The 14,068-nt window shown below is 69.4% G+C and carries 15 protein-coding genes; 4 read left to right on the forward strand and 11 right to left on the reverse strand.

Going from position 1 to position 14,068, the window contains the following annotated elements; translation table 11 throughout:
- Nucleotides 1-442: 442 nt before the first annotated feature.
- Together C1J00_RS07030 and C1J00_RS07035 are read right to left on the reverse strand one after the other, a co-directional pair.
- Nucleotides 443-766 (reverse strand): STAS domain-containing protein, encoded by a 324-nt coding sequence (locus C1J00_RS07030; RefSeq protein ID WP_003993003.1) that lies wholly within the window; start codon nucleotides 764-766, stop codon nucleotides 443-445.
- A gap of 150 nt (nucleotides 767-916) precedes the next feature.
- Nucleotides 917-1,765 (reverse strand): 3-hydroxyacyl-CoA dehydrogenase family protein, encoded by an 849-nt coding sequence (locus tag C1J00_RS07035; RefSeq protein ID WP_102908170.1) that lies wholly within the window; start codon nucleotides 1,763-1,765, stop codon nucleotides 917-919.
- A 401-nt stretch (nucleotides 1,766-2,166) separates the two neighbouring features.
- Between C1J00_RS07035 and C1J00_RS07040 the strand changes: the two genes are divergently transcribed.
- Nucleotides 2,167-2,739, forward strand: coding sequence for a cob(I)yrinic acid a,c-diamide adenosyltransferase (locus tag C1J00_RS07040; protein ID WP_102908171.1), 573 nt, complete (start codon nucleotides 2,167-2,169; stop codon nucleotides 2,737-2,739).
- Here C1J00_RS07040 and C1J00_RS07045 read toward each other — a convergent pair.
- Together C1J00_RS07045 and C1J00_RS07050 are read right to left on the reverse strand one after the other, a co-directional pair.
- Nucleotides 2,736-2,924 (reverse strand): DUF5708 family protein, encoded by a 189-nt coding sequence (locus tag C1J00_RS07045; RefSeq protein WP_102908172.1) that lies wholly within the window; start codon nucleotides 2,922-2,924, stop codon nucleotides 2,736-2,738. The two genes, C1J00_RS07040 and C1J00_RS07045, sit on opposite strands and share 4 nt — an antisense overlap.
- On the reverse strand, nucleotides 2,921-3,499 hold the full coding sequence (locus tag C1J00_RS07050) for a hypothetical protein (RefSeq protein ID WP_102908173.1): 579 nt from the start codon (nucleotides 3,497-3,499) through the stop codon (nucleotides 2,921-2,923). The genes C1J00_RS07045 and C1J00_RS07050 overlap by 4 nt, the downstream gene beginning before the upstream one ends.
- A gap of 152 nt (nucleotides 3,500-3,651) precedes the next feature.
- Between C1J00_RS07050 and C1J00_RS07055 the strand changes: the two genes are divergently transcribed.
- From C1J00_RS07055 to C1J00_RS07065, 3 genes are all read left to right on the forward strand, one after another.
- Nucleotides 3,652-4,845: a sensor histidine kinase gene (locus tag C1J00_RS07055; RefSeq protein WP_102908174.1), complete on the forward strand. Its 1,194-nt coding sequence runs from the start codon at nucleotides 3,652-3,654 to the stop codon at nucleotides 4,843-4,845.
- Entirely contained in the window at nucleotides 4,842-5,483 is a 642-nt protein-coding gene (locus tag C1J00_RS07060) for a response regulator (RefSeq protein WP_102908175.1), read from the forward strand. Before C1J00_RS07055 ends, C1J00_RS07060 begins: the two co-directional genes overlap by 4 nt.
- A gap of 123 nt (nucleotides 5,484-5,606) precedes the next feature.
- Nucleotides 5,607-7,430 (forward strand): glycoside hydrolase family 18 chitinase, encoded by a 1,824-nt coding sequence (locus C1J00_RS07065; RefSeq protein WP_102908176.1) that lies wholly within the window; start codon nucleotides 5,607-5,609, stop codon nucleotides 7,428-7,430.
- A 79-nt stretch (nucleotides 7,431-7,509) separates the two neighbouring features.
- Here the strand turns inward: C1J00_RS07065 and C1J00_RS07070 are convergent, their stop codons facing one another.
- From C1J00_RS07070 to C1J00_RS07100, 7 genes are all read right to left on the reverse strand, one after another.
- The gene (locus C1J00_RS07070; RefSeq protein WP_102908177.1) at nucleotides 7,510-7,956 is read right to left on the reverse strand and encodes a DUF2550 domain-containing protein; all 447 of its coding nucleotides are present in this window, start codon (nucleotides 7,954-7,956) and stop codon (nucleotides 7,510-7,512) included.
- 131 nt (nucleotides 7,957-8,087) lie between these two features.
- Complete coding sequence (locus tag C1J00_RS07075; RefSeq protein WP_102908178.1) at nucleotides 8,088-8,465, reverse strand: F0F1 ATP synthase subunit epsilon; 378 nt, start codon at nucleotides 8,463-8,465, stop codon at nucleotides 8,088-8,090.
- Nucleotides 8,466-8,576: 111 nt separating this feature from the next.
- Nucleotides 8,577-10,025 carry a F0F1 ATP synthase subunit beta gene (gene atpD, locus C1J00_RS07080; RefSeq protein WP_102908179.1) on the reverse strand — a complete coding sequence of 483 codons (1,449 nt, stop codon included), beginning with the start codon at nucleotides 10,023-10,025 and terminating at the stop codon, nucleotides 8,577-8,579.
- Nucleotides 10,026-10,028: 3 nt separating this feature from the next.
- On the reverse strand, nucleotides 10,029-10,946 hold the full coding sequence (locus C1J00_RS07085) for a F0F1 ATP synthase subunit gamma (protein WP_102908180.1): 918 nt from the start codon (nucleotides 10,944-10,946) through the stop codon (nucleotides 10,029-10,031).
- A 20-nt stretch (nucleotides 10,947-10,966) separates the two neighbouring features.
- Nucleotides 10,967-12,556 (reverse strand): F0F1 ATP synthase subunit alpha, encoded by a 1,590-nt coding sequence (gene atpA / locus C1J00_RS07090; protein ID WP_102908181.1) that lies wholly within the window; start codon nucleotides 12,554-12,556, stop codon nucleotides 10,967-10,969.
- 126 nt (nucleotides 12,557-12,682) lie between these two features.
- Nucleotides 12,683-13,498, reverse strand: a complete 816-nt coding sequence (locus C1J00_RS07095; RefSeq protein ID WP_102908182.1) for a F0F1 ATP synthase subunit delta — start codon at nucleotides 13,496-13,498, stop codon at nucleotides 12,683-12,685.
- A complete protein-coding gene (locus tag C1J00_RS07100; protein ID WP_102908183.1) occupies nucleotides 13,495-14,043 on the reverse strand; it encodes a F0F1 ATP synthase subunit B in 549 nt (182 codons plus the stop codon). Before C1J00_RS07100 ends, C1J00_RS07095 begins: the two co-directional genes overlap by 4 nt.
- Nucleotides 14,044-14,068 lie beyond the last annotated feature (25 nt).

The following is a 14,068-nucleotide window of genomic DNA, read 5'->3' on the forward strand; positions in this document are numbered from 1 at the left end:
TCGACGGGGTTGACGGTCAGCAGGAAGTCGCCGGAGACGAGCTGCACCGTGCGGGCGAGCGCCGGCGCGTGCTGCGCGAAGTCGGGTGTGAGGGATTCCCTGGGAGGGCGCTGGCGCGGCGCGGGGCCGTCACCTTCGTGGCCGTACTCCTCGGGTCCCTGGTTGTCAGGATCCATAGGTCAAGCCCCCCAAAAGCGTGTGTGTGCTCGGAAAAGCCCCTCCCGGCCTTGCTGCACACCGCGCTGTCGCTTCTGGTCCGGTCCCGCCGAAGGGTGTCAAGGCAGCGGGCAGCCGAACCCTAAACCTTCGCACAGTATCTACGACAGTCCGGGGTACCGCGCCGTCCGTAACGTCACGGTCTCGTGAGGATTGTGCGCGTCGCACGACGCGACGACGTGCGTCCGGGTCTCCCCGGTCGCCCGCCTCACACCCGTACGAGGCGTCACACGCGGGGAAGGGTCTCCACCCCGATGCCCCCCTCGATCGCCAGGATCCGGTGCAGGCGGGTGGCCACCAGCAGGCGCTGCATCTGCGGCGGTACTCCGCGCAGCACCAGGCGCCGGCCGCAGCGGCCGGCCCGCCGGTGGGCTCCCATGATCACGCCCAGTCCGGTGGCGTCCCAGGAGTCCAGTTCGGACAGGTCCAGCACCAGATCGCCGACCCCGTCGTCGACGGCCGAGTGCAGGACCGTACGGGCGTCCGCCGCGCTCCGGACGTCGAGGCGGCCCCCGACGACCAGCTCGGCGTGGTCGCCCCTGATGTGCATATGCGCTCCCCGTGCGTGCGAATCGTGCTCCGCGTTCTGGATGTGGGTGATGCAACCTCTGACTGTGTGGAGGAGTCAGAGGTTGCTTCTTGTAAGCGAACCGATACCGAATTCACCCTGGCGTGTGATGGGCCCGGGGCATGTGCGGTTTCAGTGCTTGTAGAAGCCCTGCCCGCTCTTGCGTCCGATGTCACCGGCGTCAACCATCCGGCGCATCGACTCGGGGGCCGCGAACTTCTCGTCCTGGGACTCGGTGTAGATGTTGTTCGTGGCGTGCAGCAGGATGTCGACGCCGGTCATGTCCGCCGTCGCCAGCGGGCCCATGGCGTGGCCGAAGCCCAGCTTGCAGGCGAGGTCGATGTCCTCGGCGCTGGCCACGCCCGACTCCTGCAGCTTGGCGGCCTCGACGACCAGGGCGCAGATGAGACGGGTCGTCACGAAGCCGGCGGTGTCGCGGTTGACGACGATGCAGGTCTTGCCGACCGACTCGGCGAACCGCCGGGCCGTGGCGAGGGTTTCGTCGCTGGTCTTGTAACCGCGGACGAGTTCGCACAGCTGCATCATCGGCACCGGCGAGAAGAAGTGCGTGCCGACGACCCGCTCCGGGCGCTCGGTGGCCGCCGCGATCTTGGTGATCGGAATGGCGGAGGTGTTGGACGCGAGGATCGCCTCGCCCTTCACGATCTTGTCGAGCGCGCGGAAGATCTCGTGCTTGACCTCGAGCTTCTCGAACACGGCCTCGACGACGACGTCCGCGTCGGCCGCGGCGTCCAGGTCGGTGGTCGCGGTGATGCGGGCCAGGGCGGCATCGGCGTCGTGCGCCTCCAGCCTGCCCTTGGCGACGAACTTGTCGTACGACGCCTTGATGCCGTCGGTGCCCCGCGTCAGTGCTTCGTCGGTGACGTCACGCAGGACCACCTCCCAGCCCGCCTGAGCGGAGACCTGGGCGATGCCGGCTCCCATGAGGCCGGCCCCGATGACGGCGAGCTTCCCTGCCACTGTGCGACTCCCCTGACGCGCTGCTTATGTCTGCCTCTCGGGCGGACACTAGCGTTCGTGAGGCGGCGTGCGTCTGACTTAGTAACGCGTTTCACGTCTCAGGGAGTGAGACTCGTGTCACGTCCCACATGACGGCCTTGGCGATCCTCCCATCGGCCGAAGCCGAGACGATTCCGACCTCAGCGGTCGGAGCGCCAATTCCTCGCGGTTTTGTGCTGGTTGGCGCTTCACAGACCGGTCGGCGCCGAGGTCTCCACGCCCTGTGACCCTGAACTGAAAGCCGGGTTGACAGTGCGTACCGCGGTGCCTGTATGACGGGCGCGGCGGGCGCGCATCAGGTGCGCTTGTACGAGACCAAAGGTGAGGGGTGCGCCCGTGACACGAACGTCTAGATTGGCCACATGGTCAATCTGACGCGCATCTACACCAGGACCGGCGACCAGGGCACCACCGCCCTCGGCGACATGAGCCGGGTCGCCAAGACCGACCTGCGGATCTCCGCGTACGCCGACGCCAACGAGGCGAACGCGGTGATCGGCACGGCGATCGCGCTCGGCGGCCTGGACGAGGAGGTCGTCAAGGTCCTCACCCGCGTCCAGAACGACCTGTTCGACGTGGGTGCGGACCTGTCCACGCCGGTGGTGGAGAACCCGGAGTTCCCGCCGCTGCGGGTCGAGCAGTTCTACATCGACAAGCTCGAGGCGGACTGCGACCGCTTCAACGGGCAGCTGGAGAAGCTCCGCTCCTTCATCCTCCCCGGCGGCACCCCCGGCGCGGCCCTGCTCCACCAGGCCTGCACTGTCGTACGCCGGGCGGAGCGCTCGACGTGGTCCGCCCTGGAGGTTCACGCCGAGACGATGAACCCCCTCACGGCGACCTACCTCAACCGCCTCTCCGACCTCCTGTTCATCCTCGCGAGGACGGCGAACAAGGAGGCCGGGGACGTGCTGTGGGTACCGGGCGGGGAGCGCTAGTCCTTGCCGCGCGCCTCCTGCCACAGCCCGGAGGCGGCCAGCACGCCGCCGACGCACATCATCACGACGCCGACCTTCGTGAGGGTGACGACGGGGACCTCCACGTCGCCGGTGAACAGCCACAGCCCGAGGCCGATCACGAAGGTGACGATCCCCTCCACCAGATTTCCGCGGGCCTTGCTCACCGCTGCACCCTCTCCTTCTCCAGCCGCGCCTCCGGCTCCCCCGCGGGAGCGCGCCGCGGCCAGATCGCATAGCTCAGCGCGATCAGGCCGTGGATCCCGGCCGTGCGCCAGGCCACCCAGCGCCAGCTCTCCAGGGACGTGACGCGACTCGGGTCGTCGACGTACAAGATGGCGAGCTGGAGAAGGACGGTCGCGACGACGGCGCCCACCAGCGTGCCCAGCCAGACCTTGCCCTCGTGACGCGCCCGGGCCATGCCGTAGCGGGGCGGGCCGATCGGCTTCGGGGCGCCGCCCAGCCGGTGGGCGGCGTGGCCGTCCAGCCACTTCACCGTGCGGTGGCCGTGCCCGACGGTGTAGCCGATGTACAGCGCGGCCAGGCCGTGCGTCCAGTTCGGCTCGGCACCGTTCCTCAGGTCCAGCGCGGTGGCGACCAGCAGGACGACCTCCAGGAGCGGCTCGCACAGCAACAGCGCCAGCCCCGTACGCGGCATGCGCAGCAGGTAGCGGACGGACAGCCCGGCCGCCAGCAGCACCCAGAAGCCGATCTCGCAGGCTGCGATCAAGGCGACGATCACGGTTCGCTCCTCTCGGTCACCCTTCCAGGCTCCCGTGCGGCGCGTCCGGAATCGTCGTCGCGACTGACGAACCCGCGGTACATCGAAGGATGCAGTCGGGGACCCTCCACGGGGATCACGCGCAGGGCGCGGCGGCCGTGTTGGATGGTGACATGGCCGTACGACTCCCCCGTCCCCGCCGCTTCGACGTCTATGTCGCGCTGGGCGGCCTGCTCGGCGGGCTGTTGCTGTGGGGCGTCGGTCTGGCCACCCGGCCGCACACCGAGCCGTACGTGCTCCTGCCGGGGCGCTGGCCGCTTCTGCTGCCGCTCGTCGTCATGGCGGGCTGCGAGCTGCTGCGCCGGGCCGCCCCTCGCACCGCTCTGCTGATCGGCACGCCCGCGATCGTCCTGGACACCGGCACCCAGGGCAACCTGGTGACGATCCTGATGTACACCGACCTGATGTACGCGGCCGTCCTGTACGGCCCGCCCGCCTCGGCCCACCGCATCCCGCGGATCACCGGGCTGCTCACGGTGGCCGGAGCCGTGGTGCCGTTCGCGGTCTGGCGCGAGCCCGAGGCGCTGCTGATCGGTGTGATCACCGGCCTCGTCACCTTCGGCCCCGCCGTCACGGGCCTGATCGTCCGCAATCATCGCGACGCCGCCGAGGCGGCCCGGCTGCGCGCCGAGCAGACCACGCTGCTCGCCGAGATGGACCGCACCCAGGCTGTCACCGCCGAACGTGCCCGGATGGCGCGCGAACTGCACGACCTGGTCGCCAACCATCTGTCCGCGATCGCCATCCACTCCACCGCCGCGCTGTCCCTCGACGATCCGAAGACCTCCCAGGAGGCGCTCGTGGTCATCCGGGAGAACAGCGTGGAAGGGCTCGCCGAGATGCGGCGGCTGATCGGCATCCTGCGCGACAGCAGCGGGGACGCGGGACCGTCCGTCGCCCCCACGCTCGACGGTCTCGGCTCACTCGTGGACGGCGCCCGCGCCAACGGCCTCGACGTCACCCTCGACGCCGAACGGAGCGAGGTGCCCGCACCCGTCGAGCTCGCCGCCTACCGCATCGTGCAGGAGTCGCTGACCAACGCGCTCAAGCACGCCGCCCCGGGCCCGGTCACGGTGTCACTCGCCCGGCGGGACGGCTCACTCGTCGTCAGCGTGAGAAGCCCCTGCGGGGGCCGGGACGCCCCGCGCGCTCCCGGCTCCGGCGCGGGTCTGGTCGGCATGAGGGAACGCGTGGCCCTGCTCGACGGCACGTTCGAAGCCGCCCCCGAGGACTCACCCGAGGGCAGGATCTGGATGGTCCGCGCCATCCTCCCCGTCAGCCACAGCCTCCAAGGAGACACCGCATGATCCGCGTCCTGGTCGCCGAGGACCAGTCCGCCGTCCGCGCAGGGCTCGTACTCATCCTGCGCAGCGCGCCCGACATCGAGGTGGTCGGCGAGGCGGCGGACGGCGAACAGGCCGTGGCGCTGGCCCGCGAGCTGCGGCCGGACCTGGTGCTGATGGACATTCAGATGCCGCGTCTGGACGGGGTGTCGGCGACCCGGCAGGTCGTCGGGGAACGGCTCGCGGACGTGCTGGTGCTGACCACCTTCGATCTCGACGAGTACGTCTTCGGGGCGCTGCGGGCGGGCGCGTCCGGCTTCCTGCTGAAGAACACCGAGGCGACACAGCTGCTGGAGGCCGTACGGACGGTCGCGCGCGGGGAGGGGCTGATCGCCCCGGCGGTCACACGGCGGCTGATCGCGGAGTTCGCCGCGAAGCCCGCCCGTGAACCCGCGGCCGATCCGGCGGTGCTCGAACAGCTGACCAGGCGGGAGCGCGAGGTGCTGTCCTGCCTCGGCCAGGGTCTGTCCAACGCGGGCATCGCGGAGCGGCTCGACATGGCCGAGGCGACCGTGAAGACCCACGTCAGCAGGCTGCTGGGGAAGCTGGAGCTGCGGAGCCGGGTGCAAGCCGCGGTGCTGGCCCAGGAGTTGGGTGTCTGAACCGCGTTCGAAGCTGGTGGTCCAGACCCATTGACCGGTGGTCCAGACCTTTCTATTCTCACCGCACCATGAGTGGGCGTGAGGCTCAGTCACGCCCCCACAACTCCATCAAGGAGGCGCAGCATGCGCTTCAGACACAGAGCCGTGGCAGGGTTCGCGACCCTGTTGCTCCCGCTGGCCGGCCTCGTAGGCCTGGCGAGCCCGGCCCAGGCCGCGACGTCCGCCACCGCCACCTACGCCAAGACCCAGGACTGGGGCTCCGGCTTCGAAGGCAAGTGGACGGTGAAGAACACCGGCACCACGGCCCTCAGCTCCTGGACCGTGGAGTGGGACTTCCCCCCCGGCACCTCCGTCACCTCCTCCTGGGACGCCGACGTCACCTCCTCCGGCACCCACTGGACCGCCAGGAACAAGTCCTGGAACGGCACCCTCGCCCCCGGCGCCTCCGTCTCCTTCGGCTTCAACGGCAGCGGCTCCGGCTCCCCGGCGAACTGCGAGCTCAACGGCGGCAGCTGCGACGGCGGCACCACCGAGCCCGGTGACAGCGCGCCGAGCGCCCCCGGCACCCCGACCGCCTCGGACATCACCGACACCTCGGTGAAGCTGTCCTGGTCCGCCGCCACCGACGACAAGGGCGTCAAGAACTACGACGTCCTGCGCGACGGCTCCAAGGTCGCCACCGTGACGGGCACCTCGTACACCGGCACCGGCCTCACCGCCGGCACCGACTACTCCTACTCCGTCCAGGCCCGTGACACCGCCGACCAGACCGGCCCGGTCAGCGGTGCGGTGAAGGTCCGCACCACCGGCGGCACCACCGAGCCGCCCACCGGCGACAAGATCAAGCTCGGCTACTTCACCGAGTGGGGCGTCTACGGACGCAACTACCACGTCAAGAACCTGGTGAGCTCGGGCTCGGCGTCGAAGATCACCCACATCAACTACGCCTTCGGCAACGTCAAGAACGGCCAGTGCACCGTCGACGACACCTACGCCGCCTATGACAAGGCCTACACCGCCGACCAGTCCGTCAGCGGCACCGCCGACACCTGGGACCAGCCGCTGCGCGGCAACTTCAACCAGCTGCGCCAGCTGAAGGCCAAGTATCCACACATCAAGGTGCTGTACTCCTTCGGCGGCTGGACGTACTCCGGCGGCTTCGGCCAGGCGGCGCAGAACGCGGCCGCCTTCGCCAAGTCCTGCAAGGCCGTGGTCGAGGACCCGCGCTGGGCCGACGTCTTCGACGGCATCGACATCGACTGGGAGTACCCGAACGCCTGCGGCCTGACCTGCGACACCTCGGGCCCGGCGGCGTTCAGGAACCTCTCCCGGGCACTGCGCGCCGAGTTCGGCCAGGACTACCTGGTCACCGCGGCCATCACCGCCGACGGCTCCTCCGGCGGCAAGATCGACGCGGCCGACTACGGCGGCGCCGCCCAGTACCTCGACTGGTACAACGTGATGACGTACGACTACTTCGGCGCCTTCGACAAGGACGGCCCGACCGCCCCGCACTCCCCGCTCACCTCCTACCCGGGGATTCCGCAGGCGGGCTTCAACTCGGCCGACGCGATCGCCAAGCTGAAGGCCAAGGGCGTGCCCTCCGAGAAGCTCCTGCTCGGCATCGGCTTCTACGGCCGCGGCTGGACCGGTGTCACCCAGTCCGCCCCGGGCGGCTCGGCCACCGGCGCGGCACCGGGCACCTACGAGGCGGGCATCGAGGACTACAAGGTCCTGAAGAACTCCTGCCCGGCCACCGGCACCATCGCCGGCACGGCGTACGCGCACTGCGGCAGCAACTGGTGGTCGTACGACACTCCGGCCACGATCGCCGGGAAGATGAGCTGGGCGAAGAACCAGGGGCTCGGCGGCGCGTTCTTCTGGGAGTTCAGCGGTGACACCGCGAACGGAGAGCTGGCGGCCGCCATCGACAGCGGCCTGTCGTAAACAGATTCGGCGGATGACGCCACGTTGACGTCTCCCCGGGCTTCATCCGGGGGGACCCACACACCGCGAGTGAACGTGGCTACGCCACGTTCACTCGCTGTCCGGGCGGGGCTGCCTCGAGCCACGCGAGGAAGCCGGTCAGCGCGTCTTCGCTCATCGCGAGTTCCAGACGTGTGCCCCGGTGCAGACAGGCCAGGATCACATGGTCGGAGAGGAGCGCCAGCTCCTCCTCGCCCTCCGGGACCCGGCGGCCGGCCACCTCGATCGCGGACCGTTCCAGGGTGCGGCGGGGTCGCGGGGAGTAGGAGAAGACGCGGTACCACTCGACGCGGTCCCCGTTGTACCGGGCCACCCCGTACGCCCAGCCCTTGCCGTCGGTGTCACCCTCGGCCGGGGCGTCCCAGCGCAGGCTGGCGTCGAAGGTGCCGCCCGAGCGCTGGATCAGCCGGCGGCGCAGACCGAAGACGAACAGGCCCACCACCACGAGGGCCACCACGATTCCGCACACAGTCAGAGCGAGGACCATCGACACCGACCTCCTCGTCTCCTAGGTAACGGAACGTAAAAATCACCCACATCCGCCTCAGCCGCGGCTGGGTCCGGATCTCTCCGGTACCCAGCCGCGGCTGAGTGACGTCATCACACGGCGGACTCCGGTCAGCGCGCCGCCGTGGCAGCCCGCAGACGGACGTCCGCGCGGCGCCGGGCCTCCGCGTCGTCCTCCGCCTTCGCGCGCTCGAGCTCCTGCTCCGCGCGCTGGACATCGATCTCGTCCGACAGCTCGGCGACTTCCGCCAGCAGCGAGAGCTTGTCGTCCGCGAACGAGATGAATCCGCCGTGGACCGCGGCGACGACCGTCCCGCCCTCACTCGTACGGATGGTCACCGGGCCCGACTCCAGCACACCGAGCAGCGGCTGGTGACCGGGCATGACGCCGATGTCGCCGGACGTGGTGCGCGCGACGACCAGGGTGGCCTGGCCGGACCAGACCTCACGGTCGGCCGCGACCAGCGCGACGTGCAGCTCAGCAGCCAAGGGTGGCTCCTCGGGTCACCACCCGGCGTGGGTGCCGGGTGTTGGTTACAAGTCTAGTAGGCGTGGCAGAGGGGGCGGGACGAACCCCGCCCCCTCCGACGAGCACGGGGCTCAGGAGACGCCGAGCTCCTTCGCGTTCTTCTTCAGGTCCTCGAGACCACCGCACATGAAGAACGCCTGCTCCGGGAAGTGGTCGTACTCGCCGTCGCAGATCGCGTTGAACGCGGCGATCGACTCGTCCAGCGGCACGTCCGAACCGTCCACGCCGGTGAACTGCTTGGCGGCGTGGGTGTTCTGGGACAGGAAGCGCTCCACGCGACGGGCACGGTGGACGACGAGCTTGTCCTCCTCGCCGAGCTCGTCGATACCGAGGATCGCGATGATGTCCTGCAGGTCCTTGTACTTCTGCAGGATGTTCTTCACGCGCATCGCGGCGTTGTAGTGCTCCGCCGAGATGTACCGCGGGTCGAGGATGCGGGACGTCGAGTCCAGCGGGTCCACGGCCGGGTAGATGCCCTTCTCGGAGATCGGACGGGAGAGCACCGTCGTCGCGTCGAGGTGGGCGAAGGTGGTGGCCGGGGCCGGGTCGGTCAGGTCGTCCGCGGGGACGTAGATCGCCTGCATCGAGGTGATCGAGTGACCACGGGTCGAGGTGATGCGCTCCTGGAGGGTGCCCATCTCGTCGGCCAGGTTCGGCTGGTAGCCCACCGCGGAGGGCATACGGCCGAGCAGGGTCGACACCTCGGAACCGGCCTGGGTGAAGCGGAAGATGTTGTCGATGAAGAACAGCACGTCCTGCTTCTGGACGTCACGGAAGTACTCCGCCATCGTCAGGCCGGCCAGGGCCACGCGCAGACGGGTGCCCGGGGGCTCGTCCATCTGGCCGAAGACCAGGGCGGTCTTGTCCAGAACGCCGGACTCTTCCATCTCCGCGATGAGGTCGTTGCCCTCACGGGTGCGCTCGCCGACGCCCGCGAAGACGGAGACGCCCTCGTGGAGGTTGGCGACACGCATGATCATTTCCTGGATCAGCACGGTCTTGCCGACACCGGCACCACCGAACAGACCGATCTTGCCGCCCTTGACATACGGGGTGAGCAGGTCGACGACCTTCAGGCCCGTCTCGAACATCTCGGTCTTCGACTCGAGCTGGTCGAACGCGGGGGCCTTGCGGTGGATGGACCAGCGCTCGCCCTCGTGCACCTCGTCGCTGTTCAGCACCTCACCGAGGGTGTTGAACACCTTGCCCTTGGTGAAGTCACCGACCGGGACGGTGATGCCCGCGCCGGTGTCGGTCACCGCGGCCTGGCGGACCAGGCCGTCGGTGGGCTGCATGGAGATGGCGCGGACCAGGCCGCCGCCCAGGTGCTGGGCGACCTCGAGGGTCAGCGTCTTCTTCTCGCCCGCGAGCGCCGGGTCGGCGACCTCGACGTGAAGGGCGTTGTAGATCTCCGGCATCGCGTCGACGGGGAACTCCACGTCGACGACCGGGCCGATGACCCGCGCGACGCGGCCAGTGGCCACGCCAGCAGGAGCGGTCGGCTCAACAGTGGTGGTCATTTGTCAGTCACTCCCCGCGGTCGCGTCGGCCAGGGCACTGGCGCCACCGACGATCTCGCTGATTTCCTGGGTGATTTCGGCCTGGCGGGCCTGGTTGGCAAGCCGGGTGAGCGTCTCGATGAGCTCTCCGGCGTTGTCGGTGGCCGACTTCATCGCGCGCCGCGTGGCGGCGTGCTTGGAGGCGGCCGACTGGAGCAGCGCATTGTAGATGCGGCTCTCGACGTAGCGCGGCAGCAGGGCGTCCAGGACGTCCTCCGCCGAGGGCTCGAAGTCGAACAGCGGGAGGATCTCGCCCTTGCCGGGCTTGGCCTCCTCGGCGACCTCTTCGAGGCTGAGCGGCAGCAGCCGCGCCCCGATCGCCGTCTGCGTCATCATCGACACGAACTCGGTGTAGACGATGTGGAGCTCGTCCACGCCGCCCTCGGCCGTCTCCGTCTCGATCGCCTCGATCAGCGGGGCCGCGACCTTCTTGGCGTCCGCGTACGACGGCTCGTCGGTGAAGCCCGTGAACGACTCCGCGATCTTGCGCTCGCGGAAGTTGTAGTGGGCGACACCGCGGCGGCCGACGATGTAGCTGACGACCTCCTTGCCCTCGGCCTCGAGCTTCGCCGTGAGCCTCTCCGCGGCCTTGATGGCGTTGGAGTTGAAGGCGCCGGCCAGACCGCGGTCGCTCGTGAGGAGCAGGACCGCGGCGCGGGTCGGGTTCTCGGGCTCAGTCGTGAGCGGGTGCTTGGTGTTCGATCCGCCGGCGACCGCCGTGACCGCGCGGGTGAGCTCGGTCGCGTACGGAGTGGAGGCCGCCACCTTGCGCTGCGCCTTGACGACGCGCGAGGCGGCGATCATCTCCATCGCCTTGGTGATCTTCTTGGTCGCGGTGACGGATCGGATGCGACGCTTGTAGACCCGGAGCTGGGCTCCCATGAGTCAGGTCCCTTCCGTCGTCACTTACCGGCAGCCGGGGTGTCCTCGCCGAGCAGCTTGCCGTCGGAGGTCTCGAACTGCTTCTTGAACTCCACGATGGCCTCGGCGACGGCCTGAAGGGTGTCGTCGGACATCTTGCCGCCCTCGCGGATGGAGGTCATCAGGCCCTGCTCCTTGCGGTGCAGGTACTCCAGCAGCTCCTTCTCGAAGCGGCTGATGTCGGCGACGGGGACGTCGTCCATCTTGCCGGTGGTGCCGGCCCAGACGGAGACGACCTGGTCCTCGGTGGCCATGGGCTGGTACTGCGCCTGCTTCAGCAGCTCGACCATGCGCTGACCGCGCTCCAGCTGCGCCTTGGACGCGGCGTCCAGGTCGGAACCGAAGGCGGCGAACGCCTCCAGCTCACGGAACTGGGCGAGGTCCACGCGCAGACGGCCGGAGACCTGCTTCATCGCCTTGTGCTGCGCGGAACCACCGACTCGGGAGACGGAGATACCGACGTTCAGCGCGGGGCGCTGACCGGCGTTGAACAGGTCCGACTCCAGGAAGCACTGGCCGTCGGTGATGGAGATGACGTTGGTCGGGATGAACGCCGAGACGTCGTTGGCCTTCGTCTCGACGATCGGCAGACCGGTCATCGAGCCGGCGCCCATCTCGTCGGAGAGCTTCGCGCAGCGCTCCAGCAGACGGGAGTGCAGGTAGAAGACGTCACCCGGGTAGGCCTCACGGCCCGGCGGGCGGCGCAGCAGCAGCGACACGGCGCGGTAGGCGTCGGCCTGCTTCGACAGGTCGTCGAAGATGATCAGGACGTGCTTGCCCTGGTACATCCAGTGCTGGCCGATGGCCGAACCGGTGTACGGCGCCAGGTACTTGAAGCCGGCCGGGTCGGACGCCGGGGCGGCGACGATGGTCGTGTACTCCAGCGCGCCGGCCTCCTCGAGAGCGCCGCGCACACCGGCGATCGTGGAGCCCTTCTGGCCGATGGCGACGTAGATGCAGCGGACCTGCTTGTTCGGGTCGCCCGAGCGCCAGTTGTCGCGCTGATTGATGATGGTGTCGACGGCCAGGGCGGTCTTGCCGGTCTGACGGTCACCGATGATCAGCTGACGCTGGCCACGGCCGATCGGGGTCATCGCGTCGACGGCCTTGTAGCCCGTCTCCATCGGCTCGTGCACCGACTTGCGGACCATGACGCCCGGGGCCTGCAGCTCCAGGGCGCGACGGTCTTCGGTCTCGATCTCGCCGAGGCCGTCGATCGGGGTGCCGAGGGGGTCCACCACGCGGCCGAGGTAGCCCTCGCCCACCGCGACGGAGAGAACCTCACCGGTACGGGAGACCGGCTGACCCTCCTCGATGCCGCTGAACTCGCCGAGGACGACGCAGCCGATCTCGCGCTCCTCGAGGTTGAGGGCGAGACCGAGGCTGCCGTCCTCGAACTTCAGCAGCTCGTTGGCCATGACCGAGGGCAGACCCTCGACCTTCGCGATACCGTCGCCGGCGAAGGTGACCGTACCGACCTCCTCGCGCGAGGCCGCGTCCGGCTTGTACGCCTGGACGAAGTTCTCCAGCGCGTCCCGGATCTCCTCCGGCCGGATCGTGAGCTCCGCCATCTGGGTTCCCTGCTCTCCTTGTTGGGCCCGAAGTTTCACTTTGGGGGTCTGGGGGCGACCCCCAGGATTCTTCTGCACGGCCCAACCAGGGCCGTCCTAAGTACGTAGTGCCTATTGAGTTGCTGCTCAGCCGGCGAGCCGGCGGCTGGCGTCCTCGATGCGGTCCGCGAGGGAGCCGTTGATGACCTCGTCACCGACCTGCACCCTGATCCCGCCGAGGACCTCGGGGTCCACGTCCAGGTTGAGGTGCATCTTGCGGCCGTAGAGCTTCGCGAGGGCGGCGCCCAGGCGCTGCTTCTGCGGGTCGCTCAGCGGCACCGCCGAGGTGACGATGGCCACCATGCGGTCCCGGCGCTCGGCGGCGAGCTTGGACAGGGACTCCAGTCCCGACTCCAGGCTACGTCCCCGCGGCGCGGTCACAAGGCGCGTGACCAGACGCTCGGTGACCGGCTGGGCCCGGCCGCCGAGCAGGCTGCGCAGCAGCTCGCCCTTGGCCGAGGTGGTGGCCGTGCGGTCGGTCAGCGCGGCACGCAGCTCGGTGCTGCCGGAGACGATCCGGCCGAACCGGAACAGCTCGTCCTCGACGTCGTCGAGCTTGCCGGCCTGCTGCGCGGCGGTGAGGTCGGCGGTGTCGGCCAGCACCTCCAGCGCGTCCACCAGGTCACGCGAGCGCGACCAGCGGGAGCGCACCATGCCGGCGACCAGGTCGGCGGCCGGGCCGCTGACCTGGGTGCCGAGCAGACGCTGGGCCAGCTCGGCCTTGGCCTCTCCGGACTGCGCCGGGTCGGTGAGGACCCGACGCAGGGACACCTCGCGGTGGAGCAGCGCGGTGACGGCGGCCAGCTCGTCGGCGAGCGAGCCGGCGTCCACGGACGTGGAGTCCGTCAGCGCGTCGAGACGCTCACGTGCGGCTGCCAGGGCCTCGCGGCTCGCTCCGTTCATCGGCCGGCCTCGGCCTTCTCCTCGAGGTCGTCGAGGAACCGGTCGATCACGCGGCTCTGGCGGGCGTGGTCCTCGAGGGACTCCCCGACGAGCTTGCCGGCCAGGTCGGTGGCGAGCTTGCCGACGTCCTGGCGCAGCGCGGACGACGCGGCCTTGCGGTCGGCCTCGATCTGGGCGTGACCGGCGGCGACGATCTCCTCGCGCTGACGCTGGCCCTCGGCCCGCATCTCGGCGATGAGCGTGGCGCCCTGCTCCTGCGCCTCCTGGCGCAGGCGCGCGGCCTCGTGCCGGGCCTCGGCGAGCTGTGCCTTGTACTGCTCAAGGACGCTCTGGGCCTCGACCTTCATGGTCTCGGCCTCTTCGATACCGCCTTCGATCGCCGCGCGGCGCTCCTCCAGAACCTTGTTGATGTTCGGAAGCAGCTTCTTCCAGAAGAAGAAGAACACGATGGCGAAGGCGATGGTGCCGACGAGCAGCTCGGGGCCCGGAGGAACGAGCGGGTTCTGCTCTTCCCCGGCCGCCAGCTGTACCAGGTTGGCGATCACATCAGTGCCTTTCGTTGGCAGGTTC

Origin of the sequence: Streptomyces cahuitamycinicus (assembly GCF_002891435.1) — a bacterium.
GTDB lineage: Bacteria > Actinomycetota > Actinomycetes > Streptomycetales > Streptomycetaceae > Streptomyces > Streptomyces cahuitamycinicus.

Excerpts from the sequence above, each read along its gene's own strand:
- C1J00_RS07030 (WP_003993003.1), bottom strand. The coding sequence starts at position 766 with ATGCACATCAGGGGCGACCACGCCGAGCTGGTCGTCGGGGGCCGCCTC.
- C1J00_RS07040 (WP_102908171.1), top strand. The coding sequence starts at position 2,167 with ATGGTCAATCTGACGCGCATCTACACCAGGACCGGCGACCAGGGCACC.
- C1J00_RS07055 (WP_102908174.1), top strand. The coding sequence starts at position 3,652 with ATGGCCGTACGACTCCCCCGTCCCCGCCGCTTCGACGTCTATGTCGCG.
- C1J00_RS07060 (WP_102908175.1), top strand. The coding sequence starts at position 4,842 with ATGATCCGCGTCCTGGTCGCCGAGGACCAGTCCGCCGTCCGCGCAGGG.
- C1J00_RS07065 (WP_102908176.1), top strand. The coding sequence starts at position 5,607 with ATGCGCTTCAGACACAGAGCCGTGGCAGGGTTCGCGACCCTGTTGCTC.
- C1J00_RS07070 (WP_102908177.1), bottom strand. The coding sequence starts at position 7,956 with ATGGTCCTCGCTCTGACTGTGTGCGGAATCGTGGTGGCCCTCGTGGTG.
- atpD (WP_102908179.1), bottom strand. The coding sequence starts at position 10,025 with ATGACCACCACTGTTGAGCCGACCGCTCCTGCTGGCGTGGCCACTGGC.
- C1J00_RS07085 (WP_102908180.1), bottom strand. The coding sequence starts at position 10,946 with ATGGGAGCCCAGCTCCGGGTCTACAAGCGTCGCATCCGATCCGTCACC.
- atpA (WP_102908181.1), bottom strand. The coding sequence starts at position 12,556 with ATGGCGGAGCTCACGATCCGGCCGGAGGAGATCCGGGACGCGCTGGAG.
- C1J00_RS07095 (WP_102908182.1), bottom strand. The coding sequence starts at position 13,498 with ATGAACGGAGCGAGCCGCGAGGCCCTGGCAGCCGCACGTGAGCGTCTC.